This window comes from Yimella sp. cx-51, assembly GCF_017654605.1.
In the GTDB taxonomy this organism is placed as follows: domain Bacteria; phylum Actinomycetota; class Actinomycetes; order Actinomycetales; family Dermatophilaceae; genus Yimella.
Genome location: NZ_CP072113.1, coordinates 1,146,658 through 1,163,203 on the forward strand (window position 1 = coordinate 1,146,658; position 16,546 = coordinate 1,163,203).

General features: G+C 67.6%; 11 protein-coding genes. 9 read left to right on the forward strand and 2 right to left on the reverse strand.

Going from position 1 to position 16,546, the window contains the following annotated elements:
- The first annotated feature begins 93 nt into the window (after positions 1-93).
- The 4 genes from rimP to infB all read left to right on the forward strand — a co-directional run bounded on the left by rimP (position 94) and on the right by infB (position 5,058).
- A complete protein-coding gene (gene rimP, locus J5M86_RS05445) occupies positions 94-630 on the forward strand; it encodes a ribosome maturation factor RimP (RefSeq protein WP_188060203.1) in 537 nt (178 codons plus the stop codon).
- Positions 630-1,637, forward strand: a complete 1,008-nt coding sequence (nusA, locus tag J5M86_RS05450; RefSeq protein WP_188060204.1) for a transcription termination factor NusA — start codon at positions 630-632, stop codon at positions 1,635-1,637. The genes rimP and nusA overlap by 1 nt, the downstream gene beginning before the upstream one ends.
- Before the next feature lie 38 nt (positions 1,638-1,675).
- Positions 1,676-2,053 carry a YlxR family protein gene (locus J5M86_RS05455; protein ID WP_188060205.1) on the forward strand — a complete coding sequence of 126 codons (378 nt, stop codon included), beginning with the start codon at positions 1,676-1,678 and terminating at the stop codon, positions 2,051-2,053.
- A gap of 107 nt (positions 2,054-2,160) precedes the next feature.
- Positions 2,161-5,058, forward strand: a complete 2,898-nt coding sequence (gene infB, locus J5M86_RS05460; protein WP_188060206.1) for a translation initiation factor IF-2 — start codon at positions 2,161-2,163, stop codon at positions 5,056-5,058.
- Between the two features lie 206 nt (positions 5,059-5,264).
- Here the strand turns inward: infB and J5M86_RS05465 are convergent, their stop codons facing one another.
- Positions 5,265-10,793, reverse strand: coding sequence for a carboxyl transferase domain-containing protein (locus J5M86_RS05465; RefSeq protein ID WP_188060373.1), 5,529 nt, complete (start codon positions 10,791-10,793; stop codon positions 5,265-5,267).
- Positions 10,794-10,932: 139 nt separating this feature from the next.
- On the opposite strand from J5M86_RS05465, the gene J5M86_RS05470 reads away from it, so the two are divergent.
- On the forward strand, positions 10,933-11,946 hold the full coding sequence (locus J5M86_RS05470; RefSeq protein ID WP_188060207.1) for a TRM11 family methyltransferase: 1,014 nt from the start codon (positions 10,933-10,935) through the stop codon (positions 11,944-11,946).
- Positions 11,947-12,036: 90 nt separating this feature from the next.
- Here J5M86_RS05470 and J5M86_RS05475 read toward each other — a convergent pair whose 3' ends face one another.
- Positions 12,037-12,747 carry a hypothetical protein gene (locus J5M86_RS05475; RefSeq protein ID WP_188060208.1) on the reverse strand — a complete coding sequence of 237 codons (711 nt, stop codon included), beginning with the start codon at positions 12,745-12,747 and terminating at the stop codon, positions 12,037-12,039.
- 206 nt (positions 12,748-12,953) lie between these two features.
- On the opposite strand from J5M86_RS05475, the gene rbfA reads away from it, so the two are divergent.
- The 4 genes from rbfA to rodA are packed head-to-tail and all read left to right on the forward strand — an operon-like array spanning position 12,954 to position 16,466.
- A complete protein-coding gene (gene rbfA, locus J5M86_RS05480) occupies positions 12,954-13,394 on the forward strand; it encodes a 30S ribosome-binding factor RbfA (protein WP_188060209.1) in 441 nt (146 codons plus the stop codon).
- Positions 13,391-14,302, forward strand: coding sequence for a tRNA pseudouridine(55) synthase TruB (gene truB, locus J5M86_RS05485; protein ID WP_188060210.1), 912 nt, complete (start codon positions 13,391-13,393; stop codon positions 14,300-14,302). Before rbfA ends, truB begins: the two co-directional genes overlap by 4 nt.
- A 59-nt stretch (positions 14,303-14,361) precedes the next feature.
- Positions 14,362-15,318 carry a bifunctional riboflavin kinase/FAD synthetase gene (locus J5M86_RS05490; protein ID WP_188060211.1) on the forward strand — a complete coding sequence of 319 codons (957 nt, stop codon included), beginning with the start codon at positions 14,362-14,364 and terminating at the stop codon, positions 15,316-15,318.
- A 5-nt stretch (positions 15,319-15,323) separates the two neighbouring features.
- Positions 15,324-16,466, forward strand: a complete 1,143-nt coding sequence (gene rodA, locus J5M86_RS05495) for a rod shape-determining protein RodA (RefSeq protein WP_188060212.1) — start codon at positions 15,324-15,326, stop codon at positions 16,464-16,466.
- The last annotated feature ends 80 nt before the right edge of the window (positions 16,467-16,546 follow it).

Here is a 16,546-nt window from a genome sequence, read left to right on the forward strand (position 1 = left end):
GACGCCATCGCCACCAGGAACTGTGCTGATTGGTAGCAGCCGACCGACCTGATTAGAGTGGTTGTTCCCCACTCGAGAACACAGGAGTCAGGCATGAGTTCCAGCCCGACGGATCGGCACCAACAGATCCTCGACGACCTGACCCCGGCGCTCGCGCCGCTTCAGTTGCGAGTGGAAGACCTCACCGTCACCCCGGCCGGCAAGCGCCGCGTCGTGCGCGTGCTCGTCGACACCGACCTGGCCGGTCTCGATCCGACCGACGAGACCTCCTCGGTGCCCTCGGTCGATCTGGACGCCGTCGGCGAAGCCACCCGCGTGATCAGCGACCGGCTCGACCAGACCGATGCGATGGGGGAGCAGCCCTATGTGCTGGAGGTGTCCTCCCCCGGCGTCGACCGTCCGTTGACGCAGCCGCATCACTACCGTCGCAATGTGGGGCGCCTGGTCACCGTTTGGCGCACCGAGGGCGGCGATCTGACCGGCCGTGTCATGCGGGCCGGTGCAGACGACTTCGACCTGCTGGTCACGCCCGACAAGGGCGAGCCCGCGCTGACCACCCTCCCGTACGCCGAATGCGGCAAGAGCAAGGTGAACGTGGAGTTCAACCGTCCCGAGGAAGGCGAGCACTGATGGACATCGACATGGCGGCTCTGCGCGCACTGGAGCGCGAGCGGGAAATTCCGATGGACATCATCGTGCCCGCGATCGAACAAGCGCTGCTCACCGCGTACCAGCGGGAGGAGGGCTCACTTCGCCACGCACGTGTCGAACTCGACCGCAAGAGCGGCCGTGTCGTGGTGTGGGCCCGTGAAGAGGGCGAGATCGACGACGAGGGCCTGCGCGGTGAGCCAGGGCCGGAGTTCGATGACACCCCGGACAACTTCGGCCGGGTGGCTGCTGCCACCGCTCGTCAGGTGATCGTGCAGCGGATGCGAGACGTCGAGGACGAGGCGATCCTCGGTGACTTCCGTGGCCGCGAGGGCGACATCGTGGCGGGTGTCATCCAGCAGTCGAGCGACCCGCGCAGCGTCCGGGTCGACTTCGGCACCGTCGAAGGCTTCCTGCCGTCGGCCGAGCAGGTGCCGGGGGAGAGCTACAAGCACGGTGACCGCCTGCGCTCGTATGTGGTGAGCGTCAAGCGCGGACCCAAGGGGCCGCAGATCGGCTTGTCCCGCACCCACCCCAACCTCGTACGCAAGCTCTTCGCGCTCGAGGTGCCGGAGATTGCTGACGGCAGTGTGCAGATCGCGGCGCTGGCCCGCGAGGCCGGCCACCGCACCAAGATCGCGGTGCACACCAAGGTGCCCGGGCTCAACGCCAAGGGGGCCTGCATCGGGCCGATGGGTTCACGCGTCCGGGCCGTCATGACCGAATTGCACGGCGAGAAGATCGACATCGTCGACTACTCCGACGACCCCGCTGAGTTCGTCGCCGCGGCGCTGTCACCGGCGCGCGTCTCGTCGGTCGAGATCATCGACGCCTCGGCCAAGTCGGCCCGCGTCGTCGTTCCTGACTTCCAACTCTCCCTCGCCATCGGCAAGGAGGGCCAGAACGCTCGCCTCGCGGCGAAGTTGACCGGTTGGCGCATCGACATCCGTCCCGACACCGCGCCCGCTGCCGTGGCCGGAGGGCAGTGAAGGCTGCGCTAGACTGGACGACGGACAGTTCTGCTCGTATGACCCGAAAGTCCCGAGAATCTGGCTCCGGCACGAAGCTGGGCAAGGAGTCTCACGCCCTGAAACGGACGTGTGTGGGATGCCGGACGCGAGACGAGCCGTCTGCGTTGGTGCGGGTTGTGGCGATCGCCCGGTCCGACCAGCCATCTCGGTGGCAGGTCGTGGTCGACGAACGTCGTGATCTGCCCGGTAGGGGAGCCTGGGTGCATGCGTCCGGTCAGTGCCTCGAACGCGCAATCGTGCGTCGTGCATTCGGACGGGCCCTGCGCCTGTCGGTCCCTGTGGACACCTCGCTGCTCGAGCAGTGGCGTGACCAGCAAGACCCCGAGTCACCAACCGGTGACGAGGGCCTGGAAAAGAACCGAAAGCGGGTTTGACGCTGATGAGCACCCGATGAGTACTCAGCGATGAGCATCACCCTCTACTGACGGTTCCGCTCGCGGTTCTTCCGCGCTCGGACCGTCGCAATCCTCGAAGGAGAAGTGTGGCAAAGGTCCGAGTTCACGAGCTCGCCAAAGAGCTCGGGATCGAGAGCAAAGAACTCCTTGCGTACCTGAAGGAGCAAGGAGAATTCGTCAAGACGGCGAGCTCGACCATCGAAGCTCCGGTCGTTCGCAAGATCAAGGAAAACCCGCCGCCGTCGGCCAAGAAGGCCGACGAGGCACCAGCTGCGCCCGCAGCCCCCAAGCCCGCAGCGAAGAAGGCTGCCGCTACCCCTGGCAGCGCTGGACCGCGTCCGGGCCCCAGGCCTGCCGCCGCTCCGGCTGAGCCGGCTGCGACCCCGCAGGCCGCGACACCTGCTCCGGCACCGGCGAAGGCGGCAACTCCCGCACCGGCGCCTGCCCCTGCGGCTGAGAAGCCGGCCGCTCCGGCAGCTCCCGCAGCGGACAAGCCGGCAGCGTCGGCCCGTCCGGGCTCTGCTGCTCCCAAGCCGGGTGCTCGACCGGCAGCTCCGGCTGCCCGCGAGAGCGCTCCGCGCGAAGGCGGACGTGGCGATGGTCGCGACGGTGGCCGTCCGGCCGGTCGTCCCGGCGGCGCCGGTGGCGGACGTCCGGGTGCACCGCGTCCGGGCAACAACCCGTTCGCGCCCAGCCAGGGCATGCGCTCGGGAGCTCCGGCTCGTCCGGGCAACAACCCCTTCGCGCCGAGCCAGGGCATGCCGCGTCCGGCTGCAGCGCGTGGCACCGGTGGAGCTGCCGGCCCGCGTCCGGCCGGTCCGCGTCCCGGTGGCGCTGGTGGTCCCGGTGGCCCGCGTCCCGCAGGTGGAGCTCGCCCCAGCCCCGGCATGATGCCGGAGCGTTCCGCGATCGGTCGCCCCGGTGACCGTCCGGCACGTGGTGGCGCCGGTGGCCGTGGTGGCCCCGGCGGCGGACCCGGCGCAGGTGGTCGTCCCGGTGGTTTCGCCGGTCGTCCCGGTGGCGGTGGCAACCGTCCCGGTGGCCGCGGTGGCACGCAGGGTGCATTCGGTCGAGGCGGCGGAAAGGTCCGCGGCCGTAAGTCCAAGCGCGCCAAGCGCCAGGAATTCGAGCAGATGCAGGCACCGTCGATCGGTGGTGTCACGGTTCCTCGCGGCGACGGCAGCACCGTCGTCCGCGTGCGCCGCGGTGCATCGCTGACCGACTTCGCCGACCGCATCGACGCCAACCCGGCGTCGCTGGTGACGGTGCTCTTCCACCTCGGTGAGATGGCAACGGCCACCCAGTCGCTCGACGAAGACACCTTCAAGCTGCTCGGCAGCGAGCTCGGTTACGACGTCCAGGTCGTTTCGCCCGAGGACGAGGAGAAGGAGCTGTTCAGCGCCTTCAACATCGACCTCGAAGCAGAGGCTGAGGGCGAGGGTGACGAAGACCTGCAGCCGCGTCCGCCCGTCGTGACCGTCATGGGTCACGTCGACCACGGTAAGACGCGCCTGTTGGACGCCATTCGCAACGCCGACGTCGGTGCCAGCGAAGAGGGCGGCATCACCCAGCACATCGGTGCCTACCAGGTGCACAAGGAGCACGAGGGCCAAGACCGTCCGATCACCTTCATCGACACCCCGGGTCACGAGGCGTTCACCGCCATGCGTGCACGTGGTGCGAAGGTGACCGACATCGCGATCCTCGTAGTCGCAGCCGACGACGGTGTCATGCCGCAGACGATCGAGGCGTTGAACCACGCCCAGGCGGCCGACGTGCCGATCGTGGTGGCGGTCAACAAGATCGACGTCGCGGGCGCCAACCCCGACAAGATCCGTCAGCAGCTGACCGAGTACAACCTCATCGCTGAGGAGTACGGCGGCGACACGATGTTCGTCAACGTCTCGGCCAAGCAGGGCGAGAACATCGACCAGCTGCTCGAGGCGGTGCTGCTGACCGCGGACGCCGCGCTCGACCTGCGCGCCAACCCGGACAAGGACGCCCGTGGTGTCGCGATCGAGGCCAACCTCGACCGTGGTCGCGGTGCGGTCGCGACCGTGCTGGTGCAGTCGGGCACGCTGCGGGTCGGTGACGCGATCGTTGCCGGTACGGCGCACGGTCGTGTGCGTGCCATGCTCGATGAGCACGGCAACAACCTGCAGGAGGCTGGTCCGTCGCGTCCGGTGCTCGTGATGGGTCTGGCCTCCGTGCCGCGCGCTGGTGACACCTTCATCGTGGCTCCGGACGACCGCACGGCTCGCCAGATCGCCGAGAAGCGTGAAGCTGCTGACCGTCAGGCGAGCCTGGCCAAGGCCCGCAAGCGCATCAGCCTGGAAGACCTCAACGACGCGCTCGCCGCGGGCAAGGTCGAGACCCTCAACCTCATCCTCAAGGGTGACGTGTCGGGTTCGGTCGAAGCCTTGGAGGACGCGCTCATGCAGATCGACGTGGGCGACGAGGTCGACCTGCGCATCATCGACCGCGGCGTCGGTGCGATCACGATGAACAACATCAACCTTGCGGTGGCCTCCAACGCAGTGATCATCGGCTTCAACGTGCGAGCCGAGGGTCAGAACGCGGAGTACGCCGACAAGGAAGGCGTTGAGATCCGCTACTACTCGGTGATCTACCAGGCCATCGAGGAGCTCGAGGCGGCGCTGAAGGGCATGCTCAAGCCGGAGTACGAAGAGGTCGAGCTGGGCACGGCGGAGATCCGCGAGATCTTCCGGTCGTCCAAGTTCGGCAACATCGCCGGTTCGATCGTCCGCTCGGGCGAGATCAAGCGCGGCACGAAGGCGCGGATCACCCGCGACGGCGTGGTCGTGGCCGAGAACGTCGAGATCGCCGGCCTGCGCCGGTTCAAGGACGACGTCACCGAGGTCCGCGAGCGCTTCGAGTGCGGTATCAACCTCGGGTCGTACAACGACCTGCAGTTGGGCGACCTCATCGCCACCTACGAAATGCGCGAGAAGCCCCGCAGCTGATCGCCAGATCGACGTAAGGCGCCGCCCCACCAACAGGTGGGGCGGCGCTTTGCTGTCTGAAGTTCGTGGACGGCTGCCTCACCTGCTGGTCGGCGCCGGAGGCCACAAACCGGACGCAAATCACACGTTTCTTGGACTGAAACGTGTGATTTGCGTCCGGTTTGTGAGGTGGGGCGGCCGCGAGGTCGGCTCCACCGCTGTGCAGGTCAGCTGTCGAAGGCCAACTCGAGCGCATGGATGATCTTTGGGCGTAAAGCCTCCGGGGCGATGACCTCATCGACCGATCCGACCTCGACGGCACGGTGGATGTTGTGCACGCGGTCGAACTCGGTGGCCACCTCGCCCAGCTTCTCGCTGCGCACGTCGCGGCGGGTCTGCTCCAACTCCACGGTGAGCGCGGCGCGCTCAGTGTCGTCGGTGGCTGCGGCGATGCGGGCGACCAGGTCGGCGACCCGCGGGTCGGCAGCGGTGCGGCCGTCGACGTCGCGGGTGAAGACCACGGCGGCAGCCGGCGCGCCACCGATCACCGAGGCGAAGGAACCCTCGACGGCCAGCACGGTCATGTTGGGGTTGAGTGCCTTGGAGAAGACCACGAACGCGCCACCGTGGTAGCGGGAGATCACACAGAAGACGATCGGGCCCTCGAAGTTGACGATGGCCCGGCCGATCTCAGCGCCGTACTCCAGCTGCAGATTGCGCATCGACTCCGGTGAGCCGTCGAAGCCGCTGAGGTTGGCCAGCACGACCACCGGACGCACGCCGCTGGCCGCGTTGATCGCCCGTGCCGTCTTCTTGGACGACTTGGGGAAGAGCGTGCCCGAGGTGTAGACGTCCGGGCCGTCGGTGGGCGGGAAGCCCCGGCGCGCAACGGATTTCGACTCGATACCGAGCAGGGTCACCGGGATGCCGCCGAGGTGGGCGTCCCACACCACAGAGGTGTCGGCGTCCGCCATTCCGGCCCAGCGTTCGAGCGTGTGGTGGTCCTGGTCGGCCACCGCGCGCATCACCGTACGGATGTCGAACGGCTTCTTGCGGTCGGGGTTGGTGGCACTGGAGAAGATGTCGCCGACGGTGGTGAAGTCGGAGTCTTCGGCCACGTGCGGGTAGACCGTGACATCGCGGTCGGAGGGGTCGCTGGTCTTGGCACGCCGCGGCCGCTTCTCGCCCGGAGCGATGTAGGTGTGGTCGTAGTGCGTCATCAGGATCGACAGCGCGTCGGCCAGATCGGAGGCCCAGTACTGCGCCTGACCGTTCGGGCCCATCACGCGGTCGTACCCGCCGATGCCGAAGTTGTCCTCGGCCGAAACACCCCCGGAGAAGTCGAGTGACTGCTTACCGGTCAGCACCATGGCGCTCTCCGGGGTCATCACCAGAATGCCCTTGGTGTGCATGAGCATGGTGGCCTCGGCATTCCAGTACGGCTGCGCGCCGACGTTGATGCCCGCCACGACGATGTTGATCTCACCGCCGCCTTGGGTGAACTCCACGATCCGCTTGAGCGCCTTGGCCACCCAGTCCATGTTCTCGGTGCCCGACTCCATCGAGATGCGGGCGCCGGCGGAGATGGCGAACCACTCGACCGGCAGCCCGAGGGATTCGGCGAGGTCGAGCGCGGCGATCACTCGCACACATTCTTGCTCACTCAGTGCGCCGAGCGAACGGAGCGGATCGCCGCACAGCAGTACACGACGGATGCCTTCGGGGTAGCGATCGGTCGGTGTGGTGATGACACCGACGATCATTCCGGAGGTGTTGTGCCCGTACGGGCGGGCAACCGGGGTCAACACCCCGTCGTCATCGAGGTCGTACTCCACCGCGGAGCCACCGGCGCCAGCGATCATCGCCTGCAGTTCGTAGGGGTAGACCACCCCACGCCGACGGGCCTGGACGACCTTCTGCGCGTAGTCGTCCAGCGGACGTAGTTCCTCGGTGGGAGCCGGCTCGAGGTTGGCCACCACTCCGGATCCGGGCTGATAGGCGAACCGGGCCACCAGTGGTCCGACGCTGTCGTCGCCGAAACGCACCGTGCCGCCGACCGACACCTCGGACACTCCTGCGCCCGCGGTCATCGGGGCGATCTTGTCCTTCAGCGGGGTGAGTTGGGTGATGTCGGCGTCGATCTCCGGCCAGATCTGCACCCACACCTCGTTGAGGTCGAGCCGGGCGGAGCCGGAGCTTGCCGCGGTGCGGGCGCGCCGGATCGCCTCCATGCAGTTGGCGATCGCGCGCTCGACGTGGGGCAGGCCCGTCACTTCGCCGGCGTCGTCGCGCAGCACTGCGAGCTGGCGCACCTGGGCCAGAGCAATCAAGCGCTGATCGGACGGATTGCGTTCTGCGACAGCGCGATACAGCAGGACGTCTTCGGGGGCCTCCAGGCGGGTGATGGCGAACTGTCGCAGTCGCCACAGGTTGAGGCGACGCCCCACCATCGGGTGCATGCCGCGCACGAGGTCGTCCTCGATCACCGAACCGTCCGGCCGGGCGCGGAAGGTGAAGTATCCGATCGGACGACCACTACCGGCCGAGACTGCGATGGCGATGCGACGCACCTGGTGGGTGAGCGGTAGTTGGTTGAGCAGACGCAGCAGTTCCGCGCTGGCATCCCCAGCTGATTGCGGCATCTGCGGCCACGCCAGGTAGAGGTCGAGCACGCCCTGGTGAACTTCCGGAGCGGCGGCGAGTTCGCCGCTGATCTGCTCGACCAAGGGGCTGTCTGCGACGAGTTCGCAGACCCGGCCGATCGTGCTGACCAGGTGCGTCCGACGATCGTCCAGGGTGTACCCCGCGGTGGCGAAAGGCCTTGCGGCAGTGCCTGATCCGACGATCTTCTCGGTGAAGTTGCGCAGATCGTATTCGCGGTAGTGACGCTTGACCAGCACCCCGAGCATCGGCTCGTCGGTGGGCAATTGCTCGCCCTGCAGCCGAGCGCCGAGGAACTGCACGAGCTGCTCCGGGATCGCAGCGAGCGTGTCAGTGCGCTCCTCGCGGTCGGCGCCCGGCGGCATGCCCTCGATCGCAGCCACCTCTTCGCCGACTCCGTCGAGCACGCTGCGTCGTTCGGCATCGACCAGCGGCTGGTCGAACCAGCGGAACTGGACGCTGCGGGCCAGTTCACCCACGTGGGGGAAACGCAGCTGGGTGGCACGCACGAGGTGGTCCAGCGACTCGCGAACCCGCGTCGCCAACGGCTCGGCCGGGGCCGGCTCGGCCAGCCAGCGTCGCAGCAGAGCCGAGATCGCCTCGGCCTCCGGGCCGGAGCGCTGCTGGGCCAGGAAGATCCGGAACACCGCGGCTTCCAGTTCCGGGGTGCGGTCGAGTTCGGTGACACCGTAGTGCCCCAGCACCCGCTGCAGCTTCTGCCGGAAGTCGGTGGGTAGCGCGGCTCGATCGGCGTCCAGACTCTGCAGGTAGGTGTGGAAGTGCTCGCGCGGGCTGTGCACGCGATTCTCCACGTGCAGGTCGTCGCCGCGCGGGCGGTTGCGCGAGAGTTCCGCGAGATCGGCGAAGGTCTCGATGAGGTCGAGTTCGGCCTCGACCGGCGAACTGCCCTGCGCCACCAACGCATCGCGCTGCTGGAGATAGCCCGCAAGGGTGCCGGTGTCGACGCGGGGGTCAATGTCGAAGCCGAGCAGGATCGCCTGGAGATCACCGCGCAACTGGTCGGCGCGCACTCGCGGGTCGGACGGCTCGGTGAGGCTCGGTAGTTCGAGATCGATCCCGGAGTTCGCTGCCTCCTGCGGCAGTTCCTCCTCGTCGCCGATCGGCTCCAGGCGGATGAGCGGTGCGCCGGTCTCCACCTGGCTGCCGACTGACACCAGCATTTCCTTGATGCGTGCCTTGAAAGGAGCCAGCAGACGGCTTTCCATCTTCATCGATTCCAGGACGATGACCGGCGCCCCCGCGGCGACCTCGGCGCCGACCAAGGCCGGGGTGGCCACCACGAGTGCCGGCGCTGGGGAGCGCACCACGCCACCCTCGTCGAGGCTGACGCGGTGGGTGATGCCGTCGACCTCCACCAATTGCACCGGGCCGTGCGTGGCGGTCACGAGCCGATAGGTGCGACCGCCCGCGCTGAGGCGGCTGTGATGCTCGTCGATGCGGTCGAGCCGCACCTCGACCTCGGAGTCGGTGCCGTCGCCGGTGACCAGCACCCGGAAGAGGTCGGACCCGATGCGGGTCACGCTCACCTTGTACGAGGCGCCGCGGAGCTTGACGTCGACCGCCCGCCCGGAATGCTGCACCTGCGGACGTCCGCCGTGCGCGGTCTCGATCAGGCGCGTCTGCTCGACCGCCTCCTCGATGAGGTAGGCCTCGATGCCTGCGGCGACGAGCGCGATGCCGCTGCCGCGATGGGTGACCAGGCCGCCCTGCGCGCGCACCCGATCGATCCAACCGGTGTCGGCCGAACCATCGATCACTTCCGGTGCGTCGAGCAGGTCGAGCACGAAACTCTTGTTGGTGGCGCCGCCGTCGATCACGACCGTGGTCTCGGCCATCGCTCGGCGCAGCCGGGCGAGTGCTTCATCACGGTCGCGGCCTCGGGCGATGATCTTGGCGATCATCGAGTCGAAGTCAGCCGGAATCGAATCGCCCTCTGCCACACCGGTGTCGACACGGATTCCAGGGCCGTTGGGGAACTCCAGGCGGGAGATGCGGCCCGGCGCCGGAGCGAAATCGCGGTCTGGGTCCTCGGCATTGAGGCGGGCCTCGACGGCATGGCCGAGCTCTTGCGGTTTCGGGCCTTCCAGACGTCCACCCGAGGCTACGAGCAGCTGCAGCTTCACCAGGTCGGTGTCAGTGGTGACCTCGGTGATGGGGTGCTCCACCTGCAACCGGGTGTTGACCTCCAGGAAAGCGAAGAAGCGCTCGCTCGGGTGGTAGAGGAATTCCACGGTTCCGGCGCCGCAGTAGCCGACCGCCAGCGCCAGTCGTTCGGCGCTGGCCTTCAGCTCCGCGGTCTGTTCGTCATCCAGGACGGCCGAGGCCGACTCCTCGATCACCTTCTGGTTGCGTCGCTGCACGGAACAGTCGCGCACCCCGAGTGCCCACGCGGTGCCGTGCGAGTCGGCGATGAGTTGCACCTCGACGTGGCGGGCTCCGGTGACCAGGCGCTCGAGGAAGACGACGCCCGAGCCGAAGGCGCGTTGGGCTTCGTCCCGAGTGAGTTCGTATGCCTCGACGAGTTCATCCTCGCTGGTGACCTTGCGGATGCCGCGTCCGCCGCCGCCGGCCGTCGCCTTCAGCATCAGCGGGTAACCGATCTGCTCCGCAGCGGTCTTGGCGTCCTCAAGGGTGTCGACGCCTCCGCGGCTCCATGGAGCAACGGGCACGCCCGCCTCCTCGGCGATCAGCTTCGAGCCGATCTTGTCGCCGAGCTTGCGCATCGCGTCCGCGCTCGGGCCGATGAAGGTGACGCCGATGCGCTCGCACAATTGCGCGAACTGCGGGTCTTCGGCCACGAATCCCCAGCCGACCCACGCGGCGTCCGCGCCGGTCTCGGTCAGCGCCCGCTCGAGTACGGCGTAGTCGAGATAGGGCCGGGCGGATGCCGGGCCGAGGTTGTACGCATGATCGGCCTCGCGCACGAACATGGCCCGTCGCTCACCATCGGTGTGCAACGCAACGGTCTCGATGCGCAGCCCATCGGGCCCTGCTGCAGCGTTGAGGTCGCGGACGGCGTGGATGAGGCGCATGGCAGCCTCACCCCGATTGACGATGGCGATGCGCGTGAACACCCTCACACATTGGCATCCTTCGCACCCGACCGGCGAGTAGCAAAGTGCATGCGAGTGTCGCGGCCATCGCGGGGGACCGCTCGGGTCGTGATCAGCAGTGTGTCTGCGGCGTATCCCGACCCGCCGGTAGCGTGGACGGGTGAGTGAATACCTGGTGCTGCTGGCAGCATCCGCAAACCGTGTGTACGCCGATGCCGCACCGCGATTGGCCAGGGCCGAAGCGCAGGCCGTGCTCGCGGGAACTGGTGGACCGGTGCAGGTGGGTGTTGAGCAACTGGCCGGCGTCGACTACCTGCACGTCACCACCGAGTCTCCTGCGGCGATCGCGGCGTTGTCGAACCTCTCCGCGACCTTCGCCATCTTCCAGCCGGAAGGAGAGTTGCTGCGTCCGATTCCGTTGCAGCGCAGGCAGTTCTACCCCAGCGACCTGGTGACGATCCAGAAGTACCAGGGCAAGACGAACGGACAGTGGACCCGTCTTTTGCTCAATGTGACAGCAACCGCGACCAAACGTCCCGAACGCTGGTTGAGCGGCGAACTCGACGTCATGGACCCGATGTGTGGACGGGGCACCACACTCAACATCGCGCTGCTCGCCGGTTACGACACCATCGGCGTCGACCTCGACCGCAAGGACTACGACACCTACGCCGCGTTCTTGAAGACATGGGTGCAGACCCACCGGCTGAAGCACACGATGGACCGCGGCGCCAGCACGACCGGAGGTCGCGCTCGCGGCCGGGAGTTCACGCTGGAGGTCGGGCCCACGAAGGAGGCGTTCAAGGCCGGGGAGACCCATCGGGTGCGCTACCTCAACACCGACACCTGCGATCTGGACGGCCTGGTGCGTGCCGCGAGTGTCGACGTCATCGTCACCGACACCCCGTACGGCGTGCAGCACGGTTCGCACGGCGACCGGTTGTCACGTCGCCCTCTCGAACTCATCGACCGCGCGTTGCCCAGCTGGATGCGCACGCTGCGCACCGGAGGGGCGATCGGCTTGTCGTACAACCGGCACGTCGCAGCGACGGACGACCTGGCGCTGGTGCTGCAACAGCACGACCTGACCGTGCAGGACGCACTGCTCGATGAATTCCGGCACCGCGTCGACGCCTCGATCGATCGCGACCTCATCGTTGCCGTAAAGAGCTGAGTGAGAACCCCTGACCGATCGGGGAATCGGACAGGGGTTCGTCGTCGGTCGGGTCGCTCAGCGCCCGATCAGCGCCCGATCAGCGTCCGGTCACGCCGAGGCGCCGGCGGTCGCCGAGCTGCTCGCGTTCGGAGCCGGAGCATCCGGTCCCTTGTCGCCACGCGGGCCGCCGCCGGTGCGCTCGCTGATGGTCTTGAGGTCCTTGCTGACCTCGTACATCACGCGGTTGCCGGATTTGGTGGCCAGGACGTCGTAGGAGCCGTCGGGGTCTTTGCGTACTTCGGTGACGGTGATGCCGGAGTACTTCGCGGTGACGGCGTTCTTGACGTTGGTGGCTTCGGTGCCGGTCACGGCGGTGTGGGCGTGGTGGCCTTTGCCGCCGGGTCCGCCCTTGCCTCCGCGTCCACCGTGATCGCCACGCGGGCCGCCACCGGTGCGCTCGCTGATGGTCTTCAGGTCCTTGCTGACCTCGTACATCACGCGGTTGCCGGACTTGGTGGCCAGGACGTCGTAAGTGCCGTCGGGGTCTTTGCGTACTTCGGTGATGGTGATGCCGGAGTACTTCGCGGTGACGGCGTTCTTGACGTTGGTGGCTTCGGTGCCGGTCACGGCGGCGTGCTCGTGACCGCCCTTTCCGTCCTTACCGTCCTTGCCGGTCTGACCGTCCTGCGTGCTGGTCGAGTTCGTCGCCGAAGACGTCGAGCTGGTTCCGCCGGCTGCGTTGGCTGCTGCGGCACCTCCCACCCCGACGGCGCCGATCGCGGCGAGTGACACCGCCGCGAGAAGTTTGCGATGTGCCATTTCTGTTTCCCTTCCTTGGTCGGACCAGGACTGGTCCCGGTGCGTGAGTGACGCTCCGATCCTGGAAAGGGCACCTGTCAGGAAGCTGTCAACAGCCAAGCGTCCGGCTGGGCATCGTCCGAGCTGGATTCGGAAGGCTCGGAGGGCGAGCCGGATCACCCTCGGCACCTGCTGGGCACCGGTCGTGCACAGGTAGATTGGCTCCCATGGCTGATCCCGCACGCGCACGAAAGATTGCCGAACGCATCAAGTTCCTGGTGGCGCAGCACATCGAGCACCGGGTCAAGGACGAACGCCTCGGCTTCCTGACCGTCACCGACGTCCGCGTGACCGGTGACCTGCAGCACGCATCCGTTTTCTACACCGTCTTCGGCGATGACAGGGAGCGCGCTGACACCGCTGCAGCCCTAGAGGCCAACCGCGGCCGCATCCGCTCCGCCGTCGGCAAGGGCCTGGGCATTCGTCTGACGCCGTCGCTGGAGTTCATTCCGGACGCGATCCCCGAAGGCGCAGCAAACATCGAGGCGGCGCTGGCGGCGGCCCGCGAACGCGATGCCGAACTCGCCCGCACCACCGGCTCCGCGCAGTACGCCGGTGATGCCGACCCGTATCGCAAGCCGGCAGCGCAGGACGACGAAGACCAGTGACGCCCGACGGGCTACTGCTGGTCGACAAGCCCTCCGGCTGGACCAGTCATGACGTGGTGGCCCGCACCCGCCGGTTGGCCGGCACCCGACGTGTTGGCCACGCCGGCACCCTCGACCCGATGGCCACCGGGTTACTCGTGCTCGGCGTCAACCGCGCCACGAAACTCCTCACCTTCCTGGTGGGATGCGACAAGACCTACACCGCCACCGTCCGGCTGGGACAAAGCACCGTCACCGATGACGCCGAGGGCGATGTCACGACCTCCGCTCCGGCACACGAGCTCACGACCGACGCCGTGGCCGCCGCGATCACCCGGCTGACGGGAGAGATACAGCAGGTGCCGAGTTCCGTGAGCGCGATCAAGGTCGACGGACACCGGGCGTACGCGAAGGTTCGCGGGGGTGATGAGGTGAAGTTGAAGGCGCGCCCGATCACCGTGCACTCCTTCGACCTCATGTCGAGCACGCCACGACCGGACGTCGGTAAGGGCGTGCTTGACCTTGAAGTTGAAGTCGACGTCTCGTCGGGCACGTACGTCCGCGCACTTGCCCGCGATCTCGGTGCAGCTCTCGGAGTTGGCGGCCATCTGACCGCGCTTCGCCGCACCCGAGTGGGGCGCTTCGACCTGAGCGGTGTGCCGACCATGGAAGCGCTGAACGCAGCCCACGAAAGTGGCGCACCGCTGGAGGTGATCCCGATGGCGCGTGCTGCCCGCGATCAGTTCCCTGTGCGCGAACTCTCCGAGGCGGACGCTCGCACGCTGCGCTACGGGCAACGCCTCCCGGCAGGTGGTCCGAACTCCTCCGTGGTCGCCGCGGCCGCCGGCGACGACCTCGTCGCGATGCTCGACCAGAGCGGTGAGCGCCCCAAGTCGCTGGTCGTCTTCCCTGCGTCCTTCGCCCAGTGAGTTGGCGCAAGCGGTCACCGCTGCGCGGCAGGTCGGCCAGGCGCACTACAGTTGCCGCCGTGCTTGAGCTCACCCGACTGGAGGACGTGCCCGCCGACCTGGGGCCGACCGTCGTCACCATGGGCAACTTCGACGGGGTGCACCGCGGCCACCAGGCTCTGCTGGAGCGGGTGACCGACCTGGCTCGCGCTCGTGGCGCACGCTCGGTTGCGGTGACCTTCGACCCCCACCCGATCGCGGTGCTGCGACCCGATGAGGCACCCGAGCAACTGTGTGATCTGCCCACTCGTCTGGTCGGCCTGTCCGATGCGGGGCTCGATGCAACGCTGGTGCTGGAGTTCACCCTTGAACTGGCGGCGATGACCCCCGAGGAATTCGTGCGTGAAGTCTTCGTCGACACTCTCCACGCGGTGGTGGTCGCCTGCGGGAAGGACACCCGTTTCGGGGTGCGCAATTCCGGCGACGTCGACACCCTTCGCGAGCTCGGGCAGACCTACGGTTTCGAGGTCGTGGTGCTGGACGACGTGGGCGAAGGTCGTCGGTATTCCTCGACCCTCGTACGTCAGGCCCTCGCCGAGGGTGATGTCACCGAAGCCGCACAGGTGCTCGGGCGTCCGCACAGCGTCACCGGCATGGTGGTGCACGGTTTCGAGCGCGGACGTGAACTCGGTTTCCCCACGGCCAATCTTGCGCAGAACTCCACCGGCCTCGTACCGGCCGACGGTGTGTACGCCGGATACCTTCTTCGTCCGTCTGTGCCGGTCGGTCACCCCGACCGCCGGATGCCGGCTGCGATCTCGGTGGGCACCAACCCGACCTTCGACGGCACCAAGCGCACCGTCGAGGCCTATGTCATCGACCGCACCGACCTCGACCTCTACGACGAGGTGGTCACCGTCGAGTTCGTCCGACGGCTACGCGGCACGGTGAAGTTCGAGGGCATCGATGCCCTGATCGACCAGATGACCCTGGACGTCGATCACGCTCGCGAGATCTGCCCGCAGACCTCCGTCTGAACCTCGTGGCCACGACGCCGAGCTGGGCCACCGCGCGCGACCGTCGCCAGCTGTCGTGGACCCGCAGTGACTGGGGCCTGCTGCTCGCCGCTGGTGCGCTGTGCCTGATCGGCGCCCTGCTGGTCTGGTCGGCCACCCGCGCCACCAACGGCACCGGCTACCTGGTGCGGCACCTGATCAATGTCGGCGTCGGCATGGGCCTGGCCTGGCTGGTGATGCGCACCGACTTCCGTGCCATCCGGGCGCTCGCCCCGTGGGTCTACCTTGCCTCGCTCGTCGGGTTGGTGCTCGTGCTGAGCCCGCTGGGATCGACGATCAACGGCTCGCGTTCGTGGATCCAGGTGCCCGGCTTCTCCATCCAACCGGCCGAGCTGGCCAAGGTCGCCCTCTGCGTCGGTTTGGCGATGATCCTCGCTGAGCGTGGTGAGCGAGGAGCTCCACCGCCCACCCGCGACGTGTGGGTCGCCTGGCTCGTGGCGGGCGTCCCGATCCTGTTGGTGCTGGCCCAGCCCGACCTCGGATCGGCGCTGGTGCTGGTCATGCTGAGCATCAGCATGGTGGCCGTCGCCGGAGCGTCGCGCTGGTGGTTGGCCGCTGTCTTCACCGTCATGGCCGCCGGTGTGCTGGTGGCGCTCACCACGGACGTGCTCGACCCCTACCAGCGCGCGCGGCTGACCGCCTTCGCCGATCCGTCCGTCGATCCGACGGGCATCGGCTACCAGGTACGGCAGGTGAAGATCGCGATCGGCTCGGGTGGCTGGACCGGTGAGGGTCTTTTCCAGGGCCGTCAGACCCAGGGCGGATTCATCCCGTTCCAACAGACCGACTTCGTCTTCTCGGTGGCGGGGGAGGAGTTCGGTTTCATCGGGGCGGCCATCGTCGTTGCCCTGCTCGGCACCGTCGTCGTCCGAAGCATTCTCATCGCCCGTCGCGCCCAGGATTCGTTCGGACGCTTGGTGGCCGTCGGTGTCGTCGGATGGTTCCTCTTCCAGATCCTGGAGAACGTCGGCATGAACCTCGGCCTCATGCCGGTGACCGGTCTTCCACTTCCTTTCGTTTCCTACGGCGGATCAAGCATGTTCGCCTGTTGGGCAGCGATCGGGCTGCTGGAAAACGTCCATCTGGTGAGCCTGCGGCGCCTGTATTGAGACCATTTGCAGGGTTAGGCCCTCAGCCGGCGCTACGCACAAGTAATGTGGCCGAGAACACACCGGGACCCCGGCCCCGA

Excerpts from the sequence above, each read along its gene's own strand:
- rbfA (WP_188060209.1), top strand. The coding sequence starts at position 12,954 with ATGGCTGATCCCGCACGCGCACGAAAGATTGCCGAACGCATCAAGTTC.
- rimP (WP_188060203.1), top strand. The coding sequence starts at position 94 with ATGAGTTCCAGCCCGACGGATCGGCACCAACAGATCCTCGACGACCTG.
- nusA (WP_188060204.1), top strand. The coding sequence starts at position 630 with ATGGACATCGACATGGCGGCTCTGCGCGCACTGGAGCGCGAGCGGGAA.
- J5M86_RS05455 (WP_188060205.1), top strand. The coding sequence starts at position 1,676 with ATGACCCGAAAGTCCCGAGAATCTGGCTCCGGCACGAAGCTGGGCAAG.
- J5M86_RS05475 (WP_188060208.1), bottom strand. The coding sequence starts at position 12,747 with ATGGCACATCGCAAACTTCTCGCGGCGGTGTCACTCGCCGCGATCGGC.